At 72.8% G+C, this 19,580-nt stretch carries 16 protein-coding genes; 6 read left to right on the top strand and 10 right to left on the bottom strand.

Annotated elements, in window-relative coordinates; translation table 11 throughout:
- Both J7E97_RS31585 and J7E97_RS31580 read right to left on the bottom strand, forming a co-directional pair.
- The coding region (locus tag J7E97_RS31585; protein ID WP_215034419.1) for a glycosyltransferase at window positions 1-877 on the bottom strand (877 nt) is incomplete at its 3' end.
- 56 nt (window positions 878-933) lie between these two features.
- On the bottom strand, window positions 934-3,060 hold the full coding sequence (locus J7E97_RS31580) for an O-antigen ligase (RefSeq protein ID WP_251055445.1): 2,127 nt from the start codon (window positions 3,058-3,060) through the stop codon (window positions 934-936).
- 44 nt (window positions 3,061-3,104) lie between these two features.
- Here J7E97_RS31580 and J7E97_RS31575 point away from each other — a divergent pair, with 44 nt between their 5' ends.
- Complete coding sequence (locus J7E97_RS31575) at window positions 3,105-3,800, top strand: hypothetical protein (RefSeq protein WP_215034417.1); 696 nt, start codon at window positions 3,105-3,107, stop codon at window positions 3,798-3,800.
- 106 nt (window positions 3,801-3,906) lie between these two features.
- On the opposite strand, the gene J7E97_RS31570 is transcribed toward J7E97_RS31575, so the two are convergent.
- From J7E97_RS31570 to J7E97_RS31540, 7 genes are all read right to left on the bottom strand, one after another.
- A complete protein-coding gene (locus J7E97_RS31570) occupies window positions 3,907-4,953 on the bottom strand; it encodes a glycosyltransferase (protein WP_215034415.1) in 1,047 nt (348 codons plus the stop codon).
- The gene (locus J7E97_RS31565; RefSeq protein WP_215034413.1) at window positions 4,950-8,261 is read right to left on the bottom strand and encodes a DUF4082 domain-containing protein; all 3,312 of its coding nucleotides are present in this window, start codon (window positions 8,259-8,261) and stop codon (window positions 4,950-4,952) included. Before J7E97_RS31565 ends, J7E97_RS31570 begins: the two co-directional genes overlap by 4 nt.
- A 26-nt stretch (window positions 8,262-8,287) precedes the next feature.
- Window positions 8,288-9,403 (bottom strand): DegT/DnrJ/EryC1/StrS aminotransferase family protein, encoded by a 1,116-nt coding sequence (locus tag J7E97_RS31560; RefSeq protein ID WP_215034411.1) that lies wholly within the window; start codon window positions 9,401-9,403, stop codon window positions 8,288-8,290.
- On the bottom strand, window positions 9,400-10,173 hold the full coding sequence (locus J7E97_RS31555) for a NeuD/PglB/VioB family sugar acetyltransferase (RefSeq protein ID WP_215034410.1): 774 nt from the start codon (window positions 10,171-10,173) through the stop codon (window positions 9,400-9,402). Before J7E97_RS31555 ends, J7E97_RS31560 begins: the two co-directional genes overlap by 4 nt.
- On the bottom strand, window positions 10,170-11,459 hold the full coding sequence (locus J7E97_RS31550) for a DegT/DnrJ/EryC1/StrS aminotransferase family protein (RefSeq protein ID WP_251055444.1): 1,290 nt from the start codon (window positions 11,457-11,459) through the stop codon (window positions 10,170-10,172). Before J7E97_RS31550 ends, J7E97_RS31555 begins: the two co-directional genes overlap by 4 nt.
- A complete protein-coding gene (locus J7E97_RS31545; RefSeq protein WP_215034408.1) occupies window positions 11,456-12,475 on the bottom strand; it encodes an NAD-dependent epimerase/dehydratase family protein in 1,020 nt (339 codons plus the stop codon). The genes J7E97_RS31550 and J7E97_RS31545 overlap by 4 nt, the downstream gene beginning before the upstream one ends.
- Before the next feature lie 145 nt (window positions 12,476-12,620).
- Window positions 12,621-13,721 (bottom strand): Gfo/Idh/MocA family protein, encoded by a 1,101-nt coding sequence (locus J7E97_RS31540; protein WP_215034406.1) that lies wholly within the window; start codon window positions 13,719-13,721, stop codon window positions 12,621-12,623.
- 406 nt (window positions 13,722-14,127) lie between these two features.
- On the opposite strand from J7E97_RS31540, the gene J7E97_RS31535 reads away from it, so the two are divergent.
- From J7E97_RS31535 to J7E97_RS31515, 5 genes are all read left to right on the top strand, one after another.
- Window positions 14,128-15,048 carry a glycosyltransferase family 2 protein gene (locus J7E97_RS31535; protein WP_308346877.1) on the top strand — a complete coding sequence of 307 codons (921 nt, stop codon included), beginning with the start codon at window positions 14,128-14,130 and terminating at the stop codon, window positions 15,046-15,048.
- Window positions 15,049-15,147: 99 nt separating this feature from the next.
- Window positions 15,148-16,704, top strand: a complete 1,557-nt coding sequence (locus tag J7E97_RS31530; RefSeq protein WP_215034402.1) for an MFS transporter — start codon at window positions 15,148-15,150, stop codon at window positions 16,702-16,704.
- Complete coding sequence (locus J7E97_RS31525) at window positions 16,701-17,714, top strand: TolB-like translocation protein (protein ID WP_215034401.1); 1,014 nt, start codon at window positions 16,701-16,703, stop codon at window positions 17,712-17,714. The genes J7E97_RS31530 and J7E97_RS31525 overlap by 4 nt, the downstream gene beginning before the upstream one ends.
- Before the next feature lie 132 nt (window positions 17,715-17,846).
- A complete protein-coding gene (locus J7E97_RS31520) occupies window positions 17,847-18,179 on the top strand; it encodes a hypothetical protein (RefSeq protein ID WP_215034399.1) in 333 nt (110 codons plus the stop codon).
- 453 nt (window positions 18,180-18,632) lie between these two features.
- Entirely contained in the window at window positions 18,633-18,830 is a 198-nt protein-coding gene (locus J7E97_RS31515) for a hypothetical protein (RefSeq protein WP_215034397.1), read from the top strand.
- A 209-nt stretch (window positions 18,831-19,039) separates the two neighbouring features.
- Here the strand turns inward: J7E97_RS31515 and J7E97_RS31510 are convergent, their stop codons facing one another.
- Entirely contained in the window at window positions 19,040-19,429 is a 390-nt protein-coding gene (locus J7E97_RS31510) for a hypothetical protein (protein ID WP_215034395.1), read from the bottom strand.
- Window positions 19,430-19,580 lie beyond the last annotated feature (151 nt).

Raw genomic sequence — 19,580 nt, 5'->3', positions numbered from 1 at the left:
GGGCGCGGGCCGCCGCCCGGCTCGCGGGCCGGCCGAGCGCGGCCCGCGAGGTCTCCCGCAGCAGGACGGCCGCGCGGAAGGCGGCGGTGGCCGCCGTCCCGTGCCGACGCCCGTAGAGCCGTACGCGGTTCAGGGTGAGCAGCGTCCACAGGCGGGGGGACACCTGCGAGTCCCCGCCGAGGTGGACGGCCGAGGCCGCGGGTTGGAGGCGGGTGGCGAAGCCGCGGTCGCCGGCCCGCAGGCAGTACTCGGTCTCCTCCGAGTACAGGAAGAACGATTCGTCCCAGGGCCCACAGGCGTCCAGGCAGTCCCGGGAGAGGGCCATCAGCGCGCCGGTGGCCCAGTCCGCGACCGTCGCCCGCCCGTACGCGGACGGATCGGTGACCAGCTCGCTCCACAGCGGGAAGCGGCCCGCCCGCCGGTTGCCGATCACCGCCTCGCCCAGGGCCCGCGTCACGCGCGACTCCCGGCGCAGCGAGTGCTGCAGCGCGCCGTCCTCCCCGTACAGCAGCGGGACGCTGATCCCGACCCGGCCCCCGCCGGCCAGGGGGGCGCCAAGGGCGTCGACGAGGAGCCCGGCACAGCCGTGCCGCATCCGGATGTCCGGGTTGCACACCAGGGCGGCGCGGAAGCCGTCCTCCCGTCCGGCGGCGGCCCCCAGGGCGGCGTTCACCCCGGCCGCGTACCCGGCGTTGCGGCCGGTCTGGACGACGGTGGCGTCCGGGGCCAGCGAGCGGATCAACTCCACGGTGTCGTCGGCGGAGTCGTTGTCGGCGACGACCAGGCGCCAGTCGAGCCCGTCCATGCCCTCGGGGAGCGAGGCGAGGAACTCGGGTATCACCGGGGCGCTGTTCCAGGTGACGACGATGACGGCCACGGGCCCGGCTGCTGGACCGGCTACTGGACCGGCTACTGGACCGGCTACTGGACCGGCTACTGGACCGGCTGCGTCCGATCGGGCCGGCCGGTCCGGGTGACGGGAGACGGGTCCATCGAAAGGCACGGTGACTCCACGGTTCGGGGCTTCGGCGCGGTGCGCCGGATGAAGCCGAGGCAACTGCCTCCGGCGGCGATCGTCAGGAAGAACATCCCGGCGAACATCGGGAAGCTGAGGGCGTCGAAGGTGGCGGCGCTGACCAGGGCGACGAGGGCGGACGCGAAGAACGCCTGCCCGAGCTCCCGGTCGGACTCGTCGGCGGCGAGGCGGCGGATGGCTCCGCCCTGGTGGATCCCGGTGAGGAACAGGGCGAGGAGCGCGACCAGGCCCAGCAGGCCCATCTCGGCCAGGGTCAGCATGTACTGGTTGTCGGTGAAGAAGTAGAGGTCCGGCGTGAAGGTCCCCAGGCCCCGTCCGAACAGCGGGCGCTCCTGCGCGTACGGCACGATCGCGCTGTACTTGACGGTACGGGCCTGGGTGCTGCTGTCGGAGTTCGACAGGAAGGACCCGAAGAGGGTGGTGATGGTGCCGATCAGCCCGGGTACGAGGACCTTGAAGACGGCCACCGAGCCCATCAGCAGGCCGAAGGTGCTCCAGCGGCGCCGCGGCTTCCAGCGCGGCACCATCACGAGCACCACGATGAGCACCCCGATGATCGAGGTCCGCGACACGGTCAGCGGCAGGGCGCCCCCCATCAGTGCCACCGGCGCCCAGCGGCGCCAGCGGCTCAGGTGCGCCCGTACGGGATCGAAGGCCTGCTGCACGGCGAAGGGCAGCAGCAGGGCGAGCATGCCGCCGAACTCCAGCGGCTGGGCCGTGGTGGAGCGCGGCCGGGTGAACGCCCCGCGGTCCAGTGTGGTGATCTGCGCGACGCTCGACTGGAGCCCCGGGATGCTGATCTTCTCGGCGATGTTCGTCGCGGTGAAGAAGTCGTAGTAGCCGATGGCGGCCACCACCGCTCCCATCACCACCGTCCGCCGCAGCAGTACGTCGAGGCGGGCCCTGTCCTGGATGCCGGCCGAGACCAGCACCACCAGCGACACCCAGACGAGCAGTCCGATGAGCCCCCGGTCCGCGCCCAGCACCTCCTTGTGCGAGCTGCCCCGGGAGGCGTTCGCGAGGTAGGAGGCCAGCACGGAGACGACCAGCAGCCACATCACGAACCGGGGCAGCCGGGTGCGCGGGGCCGCCCGGATCCGGCCGCTCAGCCAGGTCGCCAGGTACCAGAACAGGGCCAGGAGCGCGAAGACGTTGGCGGGGGTGCCCACCCCGCCCAGGCCGGGCAGGGTCAGGTTCGAGGGGATGAAGAAGGCCAGCCCCAGATAGCCGGTGAGCAGGGCCGTGGCGTCCAGCTCCCGGGCCCGCGTCCGCCTGCGTACGCGGGGCTTCGCCCCGACGCTCGCGCTCGCGCCCCCACCGACACTCTCACCCGCGGCCTCGGCTTCACCCGCGGCGGCGGCCTCGGCCTCGCGCCTGCGGCGGCGGCCCGCCAGGAGGCTCTCCGCCATGAAGGAGGCGGTGAAGCCCGCGACCACGGCGGCGATGACCACCGCCAGCACCTGCTGGTAGCGGGCCTTGAGCTGTGCCTTCGGGGTCTGCGGCAGCACGACCGGGGCCGACTGCACGAAGTAGGCGGGCTGCACCTTGGCCGCCGCTTGGAGCGCGTTGAGCTGTTCGCCGGCGAACGCGGTGAGCGTGCTGGTCTCCTTGAGCACCTTCTCCCGGTCGGTGCCCGTGACGGTCAGCGTGAGCATCGGGCCCGAGGTGTTCGCGGCGAAGCCCACCGTGTACGGGTCGCTCACCCCGAGCCCCCGCAGGTCCCGGGCCGCGTCGGCCCCCGACATGGTCCTGATCAGCACGTCGGCGGTCACGACCAGCGAACCCCCCGCGTTCGCGATGGGGTTGCCGAAGGCGGGGGCCAGTTCGGCCACCGCCGTGGAGTCGAGCAGGGCCACCGAGCTCTGCGACTGGTAGGACACCGGCACGGACTCGTACAGGTGCAGACCGGCGAGGAGACCGATCGTCGTCAAGGGTCCCATCACGTACCAGCGCCGCCGCAGCACCGTGCCCATCTCACCGATGTTCACGAGCGTGCTCCGCGAGCCGCCGGAACCGATGGCCATCCGACCGGCGTCCTGGGAAGATCGATGGCTACGGAAGGAATCCTGTGTCGCCTGGCGAGTTGTTCCGTACGCTGCGCCGCCGCTGGTACGTCCTGGTCCTGGCGGCGTTGCTCGCGGCCGTCGGCGCCCTGCAGGTGCTGCGCCCCGAGCCGACCTACGTGAGCTCGGCGATCGTGGTGCTCAAACCGCCGGTGACGGGCAACCAGCCGAACCAGTTCGCCAATCTGCAGCCTCCGCTCGCCGCCGTCTCCTACGCGGCGGTCCAGCAGCTCGAATCCCCTTCCGGGCGTGATGAGTTGCGTGCCGCGGGGGTGTCGGGGACCTATCGCCTGACCCCCCGCAACAGCGGCACCAGTGTCACCCCCCGCTATCTGATCCCCTCGCTCCAGGTCCAGGCGGAGCACACGGATCCCGGCGCGGCCGACCAGTCGGTGCTGAAGATCGTCGAGGCCTACCGCGAGCACCTCGCGGACATGCAGGCCGAGCAGCGGATACCGGCCGCCGCCCGGATGAGCGTGACCTTGCTGGTGCCTCCGGCCGCCACCCCGCAGACCCCCGCCAAGAGCCGCGGCCTGGCCGGGACGGCGCTGCTGGCCGGGGTCTGCGGGGTGGCCTGCGCACTGTGGACGGACCAGCTCCTGGCACGCCGGAACCGGCGCCGGCGCGAAGGCGACGGCGCCGGTTCCGGTTGCGGGGACCCGGCCGGAAGCCGCGTGCCGACGGCCGCGGCGGCCCGCTGAGACAGCGGGCCGCCGGGCCGCCCACGCCCCGCGGGCGGGGCACTCGTGCTGGTGGTTCATCGCATCCCCGATGAGTGCTGTGCCGGTCGCCGCACTGGTCACCGCCCTAGATTCCCCGGCGTTTCCACGACCGCCACCAGAGCCACTCGCGCCCCCGGTCGGCGAAGGCCGAGAGCACCAGCGGCTGGAGGTACGGCATGGCGCGGGCCCCGATCCGCCGGCGCCTGCGCAGTGCCCGGTACTCGGCGAGCGAGGTGTAGTCCGCCAGGCACTCGGCGGCGAACGCCTCCAGTTCCCCGACCGGAACCGTCCCGGTGCGCCCGCGGTCGTAGGCGCGGTAGGCGCGCCGCAGCGCGTACCGGGCGAGCCGGGTCCGCGCCGCCAGCGACAGTGCTCCGGCCTCCGGGAGGAGGCCGGAGCACTTCTCCAGGACCGAATCGAAGGCGACGAGGCGTTGGCGCAGGTCGTCGAGGTGTCCGCCGAAGTCCGTGGTGGACATGTTGTTGCCGTGCACCCGGTAGAAGGCCTGGTCGGCTCCGCGGACGTAGCCCACGTCGGCGTGGGCCGCGAGCCGCATCCACATCTCGATGTCCCCGGCGTGCGGGAGCTGCGGATCGTAGCCACCGACCTTGCGCTGCAGGCTGGTGCGGACGACCACCTCGGGCGAGGTGATGCACCCGGTGCCCTCCCTGAAGCGCCGCTCCAGCCACCACCGCCCGGGATAGACCACCGAACCGGTGCTCCGGGTCCGGGCGGTGGGCAGCGGACCGCCGTGCTGGAACCGCAGCGGCCTGCCGTACGCGAAGCCGGCCTCCGGGTGGGCGTCGAGCAGGGCGGCGGCGCGCACCAGGGCCCCCGGGACGAGCCGGTCGTCGGCGGACAGCAGGGCCACGTAGTCCCCGTCGGCCCATTCCAGCAGACCTTCGTTGTAGGTGGCGATGTGGCCCCGGTTGTGCTCGTGGACCCGTACTTCGATGCGGGGGTCGGCGGCCGCGAGGGCGCGCGCGACCGCCGCCGAGTCGTCGGGCGAGGCGTCGTCGATGATCAGGACGCGGACGTCGACGCCTTCCTGCTCGTCCAGGACGCTCTTGACGCAGTCGGCGAGGAAGTGGCCGTACTTGTAGCAGGGGATCACCACGCTGACGGTGCTCACGGGCCGGACACCTCCGTCGGTCCCGCCAGGGCGGGACCGGAGGGCACCGTGATGGTGAACACCGGGCCGACCCAGTAGTTCACCGAGCCGAAGGTGTTGGCGGGGAAGACGGTGGCCGCCCCGTACTTGTAGAGGCCGTTGCCGGTCACGGCGCCGCCACCGCTGCCGTCGGCGGGGGCGACCAGCGGATAGGAGCGGTGCGCCGCCGTGAAGTAGCCGCCGTCCACCGAGTACTTGCCGTTCGGCGCGTGGTACGAGGCCACGTACTCGGTGTTCGCGGTGATGGCCACCGGGGTGGTGAAGTGGAGCTGCTGCCAGCCGGACAGGGTCTCGCTGCCGAAGGTGCCGGTGGCCAGCAGCGTGCCTACGGCGGACCACAGGCTGCCGGTGTGGGTGCCGGTGTTCCCCAGTCCCTTGTAGAAGGTGACGCCGGTGATGTATCCGGCGACCGTGGACTGGAAGCGGGTGCCCAGTTCGACGGAGTTGGTGTCGTCCCCGACGTTGGCGGTGGTCGGCTCGGCGGTGGGGGCCCACAGGGTGCAGGGGCAGTTCACCGCGGGAGGGCTCGTGCTGGTGGTGAAGGTCCAGGTGAAGGGCTGCGCCATGGTGTTGCCCCACAGGTCGGCCGCCCGCACCGATGCCGTGTAGGTGGTGTTCAGCGCCAGTTCGGTGGACGGGGTGAAGGTGGCGCTGTTGGTGGAGTCGAGGACCTTGTTGCCCGGGACGGTGGCCCCGCCGGGGTCCTTCACGGTGAACACCAGGGTGTCGGCGTCCACGCCCTCGCTGAAGGTGGCCTTGACCGTCGCGGTGATCGCGGTGCCGGTCGCCGCGGACTGCGGTGTGGTCGAGGTGACGGTGGGCGGCACGGTGCTCGCGGTGGAGGTGTCCAGGACGGCGTCCACCCAGTAGTTGCTGCCCGAGGACGTGGTGGCCGGGAACCCGCTGGTGGCGCTGTAGCGGTAGACGCCGTTGCCGCCGTCGGTGCCGCTGCGCAGCGCGGTCAGCGGGGCCAGTCCGGCGTCGGAGGCGGCGAAGGTGTTGTCGAAGGAGTATCCGCCGTTGGGTGCGAAGTAGGAGGCGACGTACGTGGTGTTGGCCTTGACGGGGACCGGCGAGGGGAAGTTCAGCTGCTGCCAACCGGACGCCGTCTCTTGGGTGAAGGTGCCCGTGGCCAGGCGCTGGCCCGTGCTGCTCCACAGGCTGCCCGTGTGGGCGCCGGTGTTGGCGGGGGACTTGTAGAAGCGGATCCCGGTGATCGATCCGGGAGCCGAGGAGCGGATCTTGACGCCGAGCTCGACGGCGCTGCCGTCACCGGCGTTGACGGTGCCCGGCACGGCCGCGGCGGGCCAGACGGTGCAGGGGCACTGCTGGGGCCCCACGGTCAGCGGCACGGTGGTGGTCGCGCCGATGTTGACGCTGTCGTCGACCGCCCGGACCTTGATCTGTACGGCGCCGGGGGCGGTCGGGGTCCACTGGTAGTTCCAGGACCCGATGCCCGTGGTGGCCTTCCAGGTGGCGCCGCCGTCGGTGGAGACCTCCACGCGGGCCACGACTCCGCCGCCGCTGTCGGCCGAGGTGCCGGTGATGGTCACCGGCCGCAGTGCGGGCACGGTGGCGTTCGCCGCGGGGCCGGTCACGGTGACGGCCGGGCCCGTGGTGTCGGTGGACTTCGTCGCGGCGACCAGGTCGCTCTGCGGGGACTTGGGCTGGACGCCCATGTCGGCGAACACGTTGACCGTCGCCTGCTGCATCCGCTTGTCGGCGGTGACCACCGTGTTGCCGGGGTCGCCCGTGGGCATGTTGGTCAGGCCCCAGGACCACTGCACGGTTCCCGCGCCGAAGACCAGGGCGTGGGAGGTCTGGTCCCGGAAGGCGACCAGGCTGTGGGTGGCGGTGCCGTTGCCGTACGTGTTCCCGTAGTCGAGCCGGAGCTTGCCGTCGTTGATGTCCACCGTGGTGGACGACAGCTGGATCTGGCCGGCGGGGCGGGCCGCGTCCTGCGCGTCGCTGTCCCACTCGTATCCGAGGGTGCCGACCGGGAAGGTGGCGGTTTGGGAGGGGGTCAGGTTCGCGACGGTGGTGCCCCGCCACAGTCGCATCTTGGCGAACGCGCCGGGCACGGTGATCGCGTCGCTGCGGTAGCCGTTGACGCTGAACAGGGAGCCGGTCACCTGGTTCTGCGGCTGGAAGGGCCGCCCGTTCGTGGCGCTGGCCGGGTCCATGAAGGTGCCCGTCCAGATGCCGCTCGGGTCGGGTACGCCGTTGGGCTGGGGGAAGGAGAGCTTGGTCTCCTTGTAACAGACCAGTGTCCGGTTGGCCGTGTTGGCGCCGTCGATGCTGGGGGCGAGGCGGGTCTTCCAGAAGACCTCGTTGCCGCTGAAGTACGTCTGGTTGACGCCCGCGTGGCGGGCGGCCAGGGCGTTCGTGTACTGGTCCTGGGTCCAGTACTCGTCGTGCCCGGAGGACATGAAGACCTTGTGGTTCTGCAGCTGGGTGGCGCCCCTGGTCGACATGTCGATGCCCGACATGTAGCTCACGTCGTACCCGTTGCGCTCCAGCCAGGAGATCATCTGGAACTCGGATCCGTAGATCCCGTTCTCCCCGCCGATGTCCATCGGGCGGTTGTAACTGACCTCGTACGCCCGGCCGTCCGGGGCGGGTCCCCCGCCGTCGTACAGGTCCTGACCGCCGTAGTTGTTGTACGCCTGCCAGGTCTGGTCGCTGGTCTGCACGACGATGTCGGAGTGGCTGGAGTCGTTGCGGACGACGAAGGGATAGGGCATCACGCCGTTGCCGTCGGCCTGGTCGAAGTTGGCGATGTAGAGGCCCGATACGGCGTCGAAGGGCACCGTCCACGTCGCGGTGACCGGCCAGTTGCCGCAGTCGACCAGACCGGTGGCGGGCTTGGTGGTGCAGTTCTGCGGGTTGCCGCCCTGCGGGAAGTTCGCCGGGTGGCTCTGGGCCGCCTGGGTCGGGGTCGACATCAGGCGGGCCCCGTCACCCCCGTAGTGGCCGAGCCGGTAGACCGACACCTTGTACGGGGTCGGGGACTGGATCTTGAACTGCACGGTGTCGCCCGACTGGACGCTCGTCTGGGCGCTGAAGCCCTTGATGTCCCCGTAGGCGCTGGGCGCGAACCAGTCGGACATCGGCGTGCCCGCCTTGGAGTTCTCGCACACGATCGCGTTCGTGGTGGTGCCGCAGGGGTCCACCGCGGCCGCCACCGCGGACGGCGGTAAGACCGAGGCCGTCAGCGCCGCGACGACCGAGAAGAGTCCGTACCGGAGCAACCTTGTCCGTCTGTTCATCCGTTCCTCCTTCTACCGCTTCTGCGTCAGCACAGGGCGTCGGTGAGCGCGTCCACGACCCGCTGCTGCTGGGCGGCGGTGATCTGTGGGAAGAGCGGGAGGGAGAGCATCCGGTCGGCGGCCTGTTCGGCGTGCGGGAACTCTCCTCGTCCGTGGCCGAGGTGGCTGAAGGCAGGGGTGAGGTGGACCGGTGCCGGGTAGTGCACGCCGGCGCCGATGCCCTCCGCGTTGAGCTTGCCCACGAGGGCGTCGCGCTCGGCGTCGCCTACCCGCACGACGTACAGGTGCCATACGTGGACGTTGCCCCGCGCGGTCACCGGCGGGATCAGGCGTCCGTCGGACACCGGGCCGGCCAGGAGCTCGTCGTAGCGGGCGGCGGCGGCGCGGCGGGCCGCGTTCCCCTCCGCGAGCCGGGCCAGCTTGGCCCGCAGCACCACGGCCTGTAGTCCGTCCAGGCGGCTGTTGAACCCGGCGACGTCGTGCCGGTACTTGGCGACGCCCCCGTGGTTGGCCAGTGCCCGCACCAGGTCGGCGGTCTCCTCGTCGTCGGTGACCACCGCGCCCGCGTCCCCGTACGCGCCCAGGTTCTTGCCCGGGTAGAAGCTGGTCGCGGCGATCCCGCCGCTGCCGGGGGTGCGCCCGTTCCGGGCGGCGCCCTGGCTCTGCGCGGCGTCCTCGACGACCTTGACGTGCGACGGCAGCCGCGCGGCCAGTTCCCCGGCGTCGGCGCACTGCCCATACAGGTGGACGGGTACCACCGCGCGCGTGGCCGCGCCGACGGCCTTCAGCGCGGCCTCGGGGTCCATCAGCAGGGTGTCGGGGAGGCAGTCCACCAGCACCGGCCGGGCGCCGATCCGGGCGACGGCCCCGGCGGTGGCGATGAACGTGTTGGCGGGCAGCACGACCTCGTCGCCGACGCCCACCCCGCTGGCCCGCAGGGCCAGTTCGAGGGCATCGGTGCCGTTGGCCACGCCGACGCAGTGGGCGGTGCCGGCGAATTCGGCGTACTCGCGCTCGAAGGCGCGGACCTCTTCGCCGCCGATGAAGGCGGTGTCGGCCAGCACGCGGTCGAATCCTGCGCGTATCTCGTGGGCGACCTCGGCGTGGGCCGCCTTCAGGTCGACGAGCGGTATCTGGTTCATCGGGTCGTGCTCCCCATCCGTGTCTGCGGCCTCCGGCCGGTCTCCAGGACCTCGGCCCGCAGCTCTTCGAGCGCCGGGCCCCCCGCCTCGCGCAGCCGGCGGGCCGGGCTGCCGGCCCAGACCTCGCCGGGCGGCACGTCGGCCAGGACCGTGCTTCCCATGCCGGTCAGCGACCAGGCGCCGACCGTGGTGTGCTCCCGGACCAGCGCGCCCGCGCCCAGGTAGGCCCCCCGGCCGACCCGCACCCCGCCGCCGAGGCGGACGCCCGAGGCGAGGGTCGCGAAGTCCGCGACCCGGTCGTCGTGGGTGAGGACCACGTGCGGCATCACCGCCACGTGGGACCCCAGCCGTACCGCCGCCGTCAGCACGCACTGCGCGAGCAGCACAGATCCCGCGCCGAGCACCGAGGAACCGGAGACCACCGCCGTGGGATGGACCACGGTGGCGTACCGGCTCTCGGGCAGGCCCAGGCGCCGCACGAGGCGGGCCCGCACGGCGTAGTCGCGCGGACTGCCGACGCAGACCACCACGCGGGTGCCGGGCCGGCTGTGCACCAGATCGCAGCCGCCCAGCACTTCCGCCCCGTCCACGTCCCGGCCCTGCAGGGCCGGATCGTCGTCCAGGTGCCCCGCGAGCCGCCACCGCGGGGTACGTCCGCCCGCCAGGTCGGCGGCGACCGTGTCCCGTACGGCCTGGGCGGTCTCCCGGGCGAACCCGCCCGCGCCGACGATCAGCAGGTCCTCGGTGGCCGGCCCGCTGGTGCGCGTCATCCGCCGGCCCGTCCGTCCATCCGTCTGCCGGGCTGTCCGGCGGCCCGTCCGTCCGCTCCTCGGGCGGCCTGTTCGCGAAGGACCGCCACCACCCGGTCCTGCTGCTCGTGCGTCATCGTGTGGAAGAGCGGCAGGATCAGCGAGTCGCGGCTGATCCGTTCGGTCGCCGGCAGGGCCGCCGCCCCGTGCCCGGCGTACGCCGGTTCCAGGTGCGAGGCCATGATCCCGCGCCGGGCGGAGATCCCGGCCTCGGACAGCACCGCGAGCAGCTCGTCCCGGCCGACCGGGAACTCCTCGGCCAGCAGCACCCAGTACGACTGGAAGTTGCCCTCGCCGTGAGCGGGATCGGTGACCGGCCGCAGGCCCGGAATCCCGGAGAGCTGCCGCGCGTACCGGGCGGCCAGCTCCCGCCGCCGGGTCACGATCGCGTCCAGCTTGCCGAGTTGTACCAGGCCGACCGCGGCCTGGATGTCGGTCATCCGGTAGTTGTAGCCGACCTCGAGGTAGCTCTCGGCGATCGGTGTGGTGCTCGCGTGCCGCTGCGCGGCGGACACGTTCATGCCGTGCTCGCGCAGCCGGCGCAGCCGCTCGGCCCACCGCGCGTCGTCGGTGGTGACCATGCCGCCCTCGCCGGTGGTGATCACCTTGCGCGGGTGAAAGGACCAGGCGGCCAGCAGCGCGCCCCGGCCGACCGACGTGCCTCCCACGGTGGCGCCGATGCCGCAGGCGGCATCCTCCACCAGCGGTACGCCCCAGTCCGCGCAGGCCGCGCGCAGGGCGTGCACGTCCGCCGGCACCCCGCCCTGGTGGACGGCGAGGACTGCCCGCGTGCGCGGGGTGCGTACCGCGTCCACGGTGGCCGGCGTCAGGTTCCCCGTGGCCTCCTCCACGTCCGCGAACACCGGGTGCGCGCCCACGTAGCGCACCGCGTTGGCCGTGGCGATGAACGACAGCGAGGGGACGATCACCTCGTCGCCCGGACCGAGCTCCAGCGCGATCAGCGCCAGGTGCAGGGCGGTGGTGCACGAGCTCACGGCGATGCCGTGCTCGGCGCCCACCCGCGCGGCGAAGGCCCGCTCGAACTCCGCGACGCGGGGCCCCTGGGCCACCCAGCCGGAGAGGACCGCGTCGGCGGCGGCCCGCGCCTCCTCCTCGCCGAGCCACGGAATCATGACCGGGATCCGGGCCTGGGCGGGCCGGGCTTCCTGCGTGGGCTGGGCTGCCTGGGCGGGCTGGGCCTCCTGGGCCGTCCGTGCTGCCCGGGCGGGGGCTTGCGGGGTGCTCATCGGCCTGCCCCACCGGTCGCGCCGCCGGCGGCGGCCGCGGCGGTCGCGTCCGCCGCGCGCTCGGCCCGCCACCATTCCACCAGGTCGCGCAGCCCCGCGCGCAGCTCGATCCCGGCCGTGAAGCCGAGGCGTTCCGTGGCCCCGGAGGTGTCCGCGAGTCGCCGGGTCACCCCGTTCACGGCGCGGGCCGGACCGTGCTGCGGCACCATCCCCTGCGCGTCCATGGCCTCCAGCAGACCGTTCGCGAGGTCGAGCAGGCTGGTCTCGGAGCCGCTCGCGACGTTGAACACCTCGTCGGTCAGGTCCGACTCGGCGGCCAGCAGGTTGGCCCGCGCGATGTCCCTGACGTGGACGAAGTCCATGGTCTGGGTGCCGTCCCCGAGGATCAGCGGGGGCTCGCCCGCGGCGATCCGCTCCATCCAGCGGATCAGCACCTCGGTGTACAGCCCGTGGATGTCCATCCGGGGGCCGTAGACGTTGAAGTAGCGCAGCGCGACGTAGTCCAGCCCGTACATGGAGTGGAAGCTGCGCAGGACGCCCTCGTTGAAGGCCTTCGCGGCCCCGTAGAAGGTGTCGTTGTTGTACGGGTGGTGGCGCTCGGTGGTGGGGAAGGACTCGGCCATTCCGTAGACGGAGGCCGAGGAGGAGGCGATCACCTTGCCCACCCCGGCCGCGGCGGCGGCCTCCAGCACGTTGAAGGTGCCGTCGACCATCACCTCGTTCGCCAGCCGCGGCTCCTCGGCGCACTGGGTGATGCGGATGGCCGCCAGGTGGAAGACCAGCTCGGCGCCCTCGGTCGCCTTGCGCACGGCGGCGACGTCCCGGATGTCGCCCTCGACCAGGTCCACCACGCCGCTCGGCAGCGCGCGGGCCAGGTTCTCGGTCCGTCCCCGCACGAAGTTGTCGAGGACCACGATCTCACGTGCCCCGTTGTCCACCAGCAGGTCCACCAGGTGCGAGCCGATCGTGCCCGCTCCGCCGGTGACCAGAATCCTCTTGCCTCGTACGCTGCTCAACGCCCTGCCCCTACTGAGTCGGTCGTGGTGTCCCTGCTGCGTGTGCGCACTGTTGCGTGTGCTGTTGCGCGTCCCCTGTTGTGTGTCCCCTGTTGGCCCCGCCGCGGTGTGCGCGGGTGCGGGGCGCGAAGACCGGGTGAACGGGTCAACGCCCGGTGCGTAGTCCGACGACCGCACCCTTGAACTCCAGGCTGCGGGAAGCCGCTTCGAGGATGTCGAGCACCTGCAGGCCGGCCCGGCCGTCGGTGAGTGCCGGCCGCCGCGTCCGGATGGCCGCGGCGAACTCCTCGACCATGCTGCGCAGGGCCTCCTTCTCGCCGAGCGCGGGTGCGACCATGTCGCCGGTCCGGTAGGAGACGAGCATGTCGCGGCGCTCGTCCGCGCCGATCTCCTGCGGGGCCGTCAGGTCCACTCCCCGGTCGAAGACCGCGACGCGCTGGGTGGGGTTGAGGTCGTCCCACACCAGGGTCCGTTTCGAGCCGCCGACCATGGTGGTGCGGACCTTCACCGGGGAGAGCCAGTTGACGTGCACGTGGGCGATGGCGCCGGTGTTGAGCTGGAGCGTCAGATAGGCCACGCAGGACTGGCCGGCGCCGATCGGGTCGGCCCCGTGCGCCGCGACGGCGACCGGGCGGACGTTGTCCGGGAGGATGAAGTCGAGGACGGAGAGGTCGTGGGGGGCCAGGTCCCACAGGACGTCGATGTCCTTCTGGACCAGCCCGAGGTTGATCCTGACCGAGTCGACGAACTGGATCTCGCCGAGTTCCCCGGAGCGGACCATGTCCCGGATGCGGGCGACCGCGGGGGTGTAGCAGTAGGTGTGGTCGCACATGAGGGTGAGGCCGCGTTCCTCGGCCTCCCGCACGAGCCGCAGGCCGTCCTCGTACGTGGCCGCGAGGGGCTTCTCCACGAGGACGTGCTTCCCCGCGCGCAGGGCGGCCAGGGCCACGTCGAGGTGGGTGCCGGCCGGGGTGGCCACGGCGACGGCGTCGACGGCCGGGTCGGCCAGCACCGCCGCGTAGTCGGAGGTCGCCTGGACCGTGGAGTAGTCGCCGAGCACCTGGCGGGCCCGGTCGACGTTCAGGTCGCAGAGCCAGCGGAGCCGGAACTCGGGGCTGGACTGGAAATTGCGGACGAGGTTGGGGCCCCAGTACCCGGCTCCGACGACGGCGACGCCCAACGGCTCCGCCCGGCCCGCACCTTCGGTTCCGGCGTCCCGGTCGGCGTCCTTCGCGGTGTCCTTCACAGCGTTCCCTTCCTCCCGCGAACGCCCGTGGGCGTGTCACGACCCAGGACCGGGGTGCGTGCGAAGGAAGGGGGTGCCGTCGCAGACGGGCCGGGCGCCTGCGCGACCCGTGCGTGACCCGCCCGACGGTGATGGCCCCCACGACCGATGCCGTACGTGTTCCACGTACTTTCCGCCCCCCGGCCGTCCGGCACCCTCGCGCCGGTCCAGCCCATGGGCGGGCGGCCCGTTCCCCCAGGCCCACCCCACCCGTACCCGCCACAACTTCCTTGAGCCGACCGGGATATGGCATCGCCGAAGCGCGCCGAATCCGGTCGGCTGGGTTCAATCTAGACCACCGGGCTCACCCCCGGGGAGAGTTGGAGGAATCGGTCGGTACGGGTGTTCGGGCATGCATACTTCCGGGGTGACCAGCATCGTGATCCCGGCCCACAACGAGGGCCGGGTCATCGGCCGGCTCCTCGACGCGCTCCTCGCCGGCGCTCCGGATCCCGGACAGCCCGACATCGTCGTGGTCTGCAACGGCTGTACGGACGACACCGCCGCCGTGGCCGGCGCGCGCGGCCCGCGCGTACGCGTGGTGGAGATCGCCACCCCCTCCAAACACACGGCACTGCGGGTCGGCGACGAGCACGCGCGGGGCTTCCCCCGGCTGTACGTGGACGCCGACGTCGTGGTCGGAGCGGCCGACGTACGAGCCCTGGCGGGCGCCCTCGCCGACACTCCGGGGCTCCTCGCGGCGGCCCCCGGGCGCGATATCCCGCTGGCCGGCTGCGCCTGGCCGGTCCGGGCGTACTACCGGGTCTGGCAGCTGCTGCCGGCCGTCCGGGAGGGGCTGTTCGGGCGGGGGGTCATCGCGGTGACCGAAGCGGGGCACGCGCGGATCGCCGCCCTGCCCCCGCTGATGGCCGACGACCTGGCCGCGTCCCTGGCCTTCGCCCCCGGGGAGCGGCGCGTGGTCGAGACGGCCCGGGTCGTGGTGCGTCCGCCGCGCACCTGGGGCGACTTGATCCGGCGGCGCGTCCGCGCGGCGACCTCCTCCGCCGAACTGGAGCACTTCCAGGCGCAGCAGACGTCCACACCCGCGCCCGGCCGGCCGGCACCCGCCGCCGCGTCCGCCCCGTCCACCCGGCCCACCCCGTCCGCCCCGTCCGCACGCACCGGCACGGACGATCTGCGCGCCCTGCTCCGGGCCCAACCGCGCCTGCTCCCCGGGGTGGTGGTCTTCGTCGTGGCGGCCCTCGCCGCCCGCCGGGGCTCCCGCAAGGCCATCCGGGCCGGGGACTTCTCCACGTGGCTGCGCGACGAGAGCAGTCGGCAGGGCTGAGGCCGACCGGGCCCGTCCGTCCGGCACACCTCACCAATTCAGACGACTCGGACCACTCAGACGACTCAGACCGTCGGCACCCACCGGGAGCTGCACAGCATGTACCTCGCGGACCGCTCCGCGCCCGTCGGCGCGAAGAGCCCGGCGGACGGGGGACCCGTCCGGGCCCCCGCCGTCGCCTCGGCGGTGTTCGCGCTGGGCACGGTCAGCCTGATCACCGACATCTCCTCCGAGATGGTCACCGCCGTCCTGCCGCTGTACCTGGTCGCCGGGCTGGGCCTGAGCCCGCTCGGCTTCGGTGCGCTCGACGGCCTGTACAACGGGGTCAGCGCGCTGGTGCAGCTGACCGGCGGCCACCTCGCCGACCGGATCCGCAACCACAAGCTGATCGCCGGCCTCGGCTACGGGCTGTCGGCGTTGTGCAAGCCGCTGCTGCTCCTCGCGCACAGCCTCGGCCCGGTCGGCGTGATCCTCGCGCTCGAACGGACCGGCAAGGGCCTGCGCACCGCCCCGCGGGACGCCCTCATCTCCCTTTCCACGCCCGCCGAGTTACAGGGTCGCGCCTTCGGCGTGCACCGCGCCATGGACACCACCGGGGCCCTGCTCGGGCCCTTGGCGGCGTTCTTCATCCTGAGCCTGACGGTGGACGGGTACGACGCGGTCTTCGGCGTCAGCGCCTGCGTCGCCGTCCTGGGCGTCGTGGTGCTCGTGCTCTTCGTCCCTTCCGGAGCGGACCTCGGCCCGGCCCGCTTCCCGTCTCCCCGGCGCCCCTCTTACCCGGGCTCGTCCCCCCAAGGCCCGTCCCTTCAGGACCCGTCCCCCCAAGGCCCGTCCCTTCAGGACCCGTCTCTTCATGACCCGTCCCCCCAAGGCCCCGCCTCGCCCGAGGCCAGCTCCCGGGGGCCGGCCTCCCCGAGGCCCGGCTTCCCTATGCCCGGCGCCGTCAGCCTGCGAGAAGCGGTGGGCCTGCTGCGCCTGCCCCGGCTCCGCGCCCTGGCGGGCTGCGCCGCCCTGCTGGGCCTGACCACCGTCAGCGACGCCTTCCTCTACCTGCTGCTCCAGGACCGCACCGGCATCGGCGAGCAGTGGTTCCCGCTGCTCCCCCTGGGCACCGCCGGCGTGTTCCTGCTGCTCGCCGTGCCGGCCGGCGCCCTCGCCGACCGGGTCGGGCGCCGCACCGTCTTCCTCACCGGTCACGCCCTCCTCCTCGCCGGGTACGGGCTGCTGCTGTTGGCGCCCGGCCTGCCCGCCCTCCCCTACCTGGTCCTCGCGCTCCACGGCATGTTCTACGCCGCCACCGACGGAGTCCTCCCCGCCGCCGTCGCGGCGACCGTTCCGGCGAAGCTGCGGGCCACCGGAATCGCACTCGTCGGCACCGGCCAGGCCCTGGCCCGGTTCTGCTGCTCCCTCGCCCTCGGCGCCGCGTGGACGGTCTGGGGGTCCGGTCCGGCGCTCGCGGCCGCCGCGACCGGCCTGTGCTGCTGCGCCGCCGTCGCGGGCTTCGTACTGCGCCCGGCGGCCCCGGAGGGCGAAGCACCGGATCCGGCCGACACAGGCACCGGCACCGACAGAGGCACCGACACCGACACCGACACCGGCACGGTCATCGACACCGACACCGACGGCACCCCCCGACGCTCCGGAGGAACCCGATGACCCGCTCCCGCCGACTGCTCGCACTCGCGCTGGCCGTGCTGCTCCTCGGGGGTCTCGCCGCCGTACTGGTGCTGCGCGCCGCCGCCCGCGCCGAGCGGACCCAGGACGGCGATCCCACCGTCGCCCGGGGCGAGGTCACTCTCGCCCGGCCGGACGCCCTGGTGTTCCTCAACGGCGCTCACGGCCCGCACCGCGGATCCCTCGTCTCCGTACCGGCCCGGACGCCCCAGGCGGAGCGCACCGCGTCGGACCTGAACTGCCTGCGCTTCCACGCCTCCGCCGGGACCGGCGTGTGCCTGAACTCCACGCCGGGGGCCCTGTCCCAGGAGAACCGGGCCCTGATCCTGGATTCCGGCCTGCGCACGCTGCGCAGCTTCCCGCTCGCGGGCACCCCCTCCCGGGCCCGGGTCTCCCCCAGCGGTCATTTCGCCGCCTGGACCGTCTTCGTGTCCGGGGAGTCCTACGGCTCCGCCTTCTTCTCCACCCGCACGTCCCTCGTGGACACCCGGACCTGGGAGCTCGAACCGGACCTGGAGAAGTTCGCCGTCCAGCTCGGCGGGAAGCCGTACAGCGCGGGCGACGTGAACTTCTGGGGCGTCACCTTCTCCAGGGACGACGACACCTTCTACGCGACCCTCTCGACGGGGGGCCAGACCTACCTCGTGAAGGGCTCGCTCGCGCGCCGCAGCGTCGTCACCCTCGCCCAGAACGTCGAGTGCCCTTCCCTGTCCCCCGACGAGACCCGGCTCGCGTACAAGAAGCGCGTGCTGCGCGGTGCGTCCCTGTGGCGCGAACACGTACTGGACCTGCGCACGATGCGGGAGCAGCCGCTGGCGGAGAAGCGCAGCGTGGACGACCAGGCCGTCTGGCTCGACGACCGCACCCTGGCCTACGCCCTGCCCACCGAGGGCGCGGTGGACACCACGGATCTCTGGACGATTCCGGCGGACGGCACCGGCGCCCCCCGCATCCTGGCACCGGCAGCTTCCTCGCCGAGCCGCCTCGGCTGACGGACGTCGGGGGTCGCGGGCAACGGGATCCGGAACTCCGCCCGGACGCCGCCCGAAGGCCGCCCCGGATGCCGACGATCGCCCGTCGCCGGCAGGGCGTACCCGAGGGCGCGCAGAATCGTTGGGGCAGGTATGGGCACTACACACGCGACCGACTCGCCCTCCGTGGCGCGGCACCGGGCACCCGAGCGCGGTCCCGCCGTTCCGGCGCGGGGGATCCCCCGGCAGCAGTCGGGCAGTACCACCACCATCGGCGGCGGGTCCGTCGTCTTCGACCAGCTCGCGCGCGAATGGGAGTCACGCGGGGCCACGGTTCCCGGCCTGCCCGACCCCCTGTGGGACCGGCTGATCACGTACGAGCACTTCGAGCGCGAGACGGACGCCACCCTGCGCAGCCTGCGCCTCGACCGCGCCGACCCGCCACCGGCCCCTGTCGTACCGAGCCCGCGCTGGCGCCGGGCCTGACCCGCTAGCGGCCCCAGCCCCGCTGGGGGGCGGCGTTCGCCGAGTACGGGCGGGCCGACAAGACCATGCGCCTGCTTGCCCTGGTCGACCAGCCGAGGGACGACGCCATCGGCGCCTGACGAACCGGCAGCTGTGTACGGACCCCGCCCGTGCTCATCGCCGTAAGGCTGAGCTTGTGATTTAACGTCCGCCCTCGGACGAACGGTGACTGTGGCTCACCGTGGGTGCGGTCACGATGGAGGTCAAGCCCCGTTCGTTGGCCTCGTCCACCTGGTGATCACCCGCAGCTCCCGCTGAGGTGCGGGCCAGATCTGCAGGCGGATGCCCTCGGGGGCGGACCCTTCCGGGTCCCCGGCTGCAACCGCCAGGCCGCTGCGGGAGACACGGACGCGCATCCATCCGGCCGGGACGTCGAACCGGGCAGCGTCAGGCAGGTAGTCGCTGCACCCCAGGATGGTCAGGCGCCCGGAAGGGACATGGACGCTCGCCTCCACCACAGACGTCCTCGCCGAGGCCGCTGCCGAAGCGCGGGCCTTCGGCGCCGGCCCGGCGGCCGCCGTCGACGAGCTGGTGCGCGGCCTGCTCGGGCAGTTGGCCGACCTGGCAGCAGTCGATCGGCGAGCTGGGCCGCGCGCTCACCACGGCAACTAAAGGCCGACCGCTACCCGGCTGGTCCACCGACGCCGGCCGCACCGAGGACATCGGGTGGCGCCAGGCCCGCACCACGCTGCTCGAGGCCGTCGCACGCGACCACCACGCTCACCTGCTCGCCGCCATCGTCGAGCTCGGCGGTGAGCTGGAGCTCCCAGCTACCCGTAACGGGCGCTTCAGGGGCGCGGTCATCCCAGAAGGCAGCGCGGTCAGCGCCGGCCGCCGCCGATGCGGCGGTCGTCGGCCAGTGCGGTCAGCGGGCCGAACTCGCGGGCAAGCTGGTTCCACGTGAGAACCTCGCCACAGCGGGCCGGGAAGTCCTTCGGGTTGAACTCGGGCATGGTCCAGGTGCCAGTGCCCCGGTCCCGCAGCCACAGGTCCCCGTCACCGTCGACCACAGTCGGCGGGACCGGTACGGGCTCGGCCTGATCGGTGGGCTCCCAGGTGACCCGGCCCGGGTGGGAAACGCGGCGCAGCTCGGTGGTGGCCAGCCGCGCGGCCAATTCACGGGTGGACTCTTCGGCGTCCTTGACCGACGCGAGTCGGAATGCGTCGTCAAGTACGGGCAGGGCTGGATTCTTGCTGCGCTTTGAACTCATACGCTGACTACCTCCGCTGGGGGGCGTCACATCCGTTATGGCGCCCCGTAGAGGAACACGATATCCGAGGCGGGAGCCGGGCCGGCTACGACTACTGTCCAGGTGGAGGCGCTGGCACACCGGGCGGTGGGGCTAGGTCCTGTTTGGAGTT

The organism is Streptomyces sp. ISL-66 (assembly GCF_018614135.1).
In the GTDB taxonomy this organism is placed as follows: domain Bacteria; phylum Actinomycetota; class Actinomycetes; order Streptomycetales; family Streptomycetaceae; genus Streptomyces.
The sequence above is the reverse complement of the archived record's forward strand: the minus strand, read 5'-3'. Positions and strand labels throughout refer to the sequence as shown.

Coding starts and splice junctions, on each gene's coding strand:
- J7E97_RS31550 (WP_251055444.1), bottom strand. CDS start 11,459: ATGAGCACCCCGCAAGCCCCCGCCCGGGCAGCACGGACGGCCCAGGAG.
- J7E97_RS31510 (WP_215034395.1), bottom strand. CDS start 19,429: ATGAGTTCAAAGCGCAGCAAGAATCCAGCCCTGCCCGTACTTGACGAC.
- J7E97_RS31515 (WP_215034397.1), top strand. CDS start 18,633: ATGGTCAGGCGCCCGGAAGGGACATGGACGCTCGCCTCCACCACAGAC.
- J7E97_RS31560 (WP_215034411.1), bottom strand. CDS start 9,403: ATGAACCAGATACCGCTCGTCGACCTGAAGGCGGCCCACGCCGAGGTC.
- J7E97_RS31520 (WP_215034399.1), top strand. CDS start 17,847: ATGGGCACTACACACGCGACCGACTCGCCCTCCGTGGCGCGGCACCGG.
- J7E97_RS31580 (WP_251055445.1), bottom strand. CDS start 3,060: ATGGCCATCGGTTCCGGCGGCTCGCGGAGCACGCTCGTGAACATCGGT.
- J7E97_RS31555 (WP_215034410.1), bottom strand. CDS start 10,173: ATGACGCGCACCAGCGGGCCGGCCACCGAGGACCTGCTGATCGTCGGC.
- J7E97_RS31565 (WP_215034413.1), bottom strand. CDS start 8,261: ATGAACAGACGGACAAGGTTGCTCCGGTACGGACTCTTCTCGGTCGTC.
- J7E97_RS31525 (WP_215034401.1), top strand. CDS start 16,701: ATGACCCGCTCCCGCCGACTGCTCGCACTCGCGCTGGCCGTGCTGCTC.
- J7E97_RS31530 (WP_215034402.1), top strand. CDS start 15,148: ATGTACCTCGCGGACCGCTCCGCGCCCGTCGGCGCGAAGAGCCCGGCG.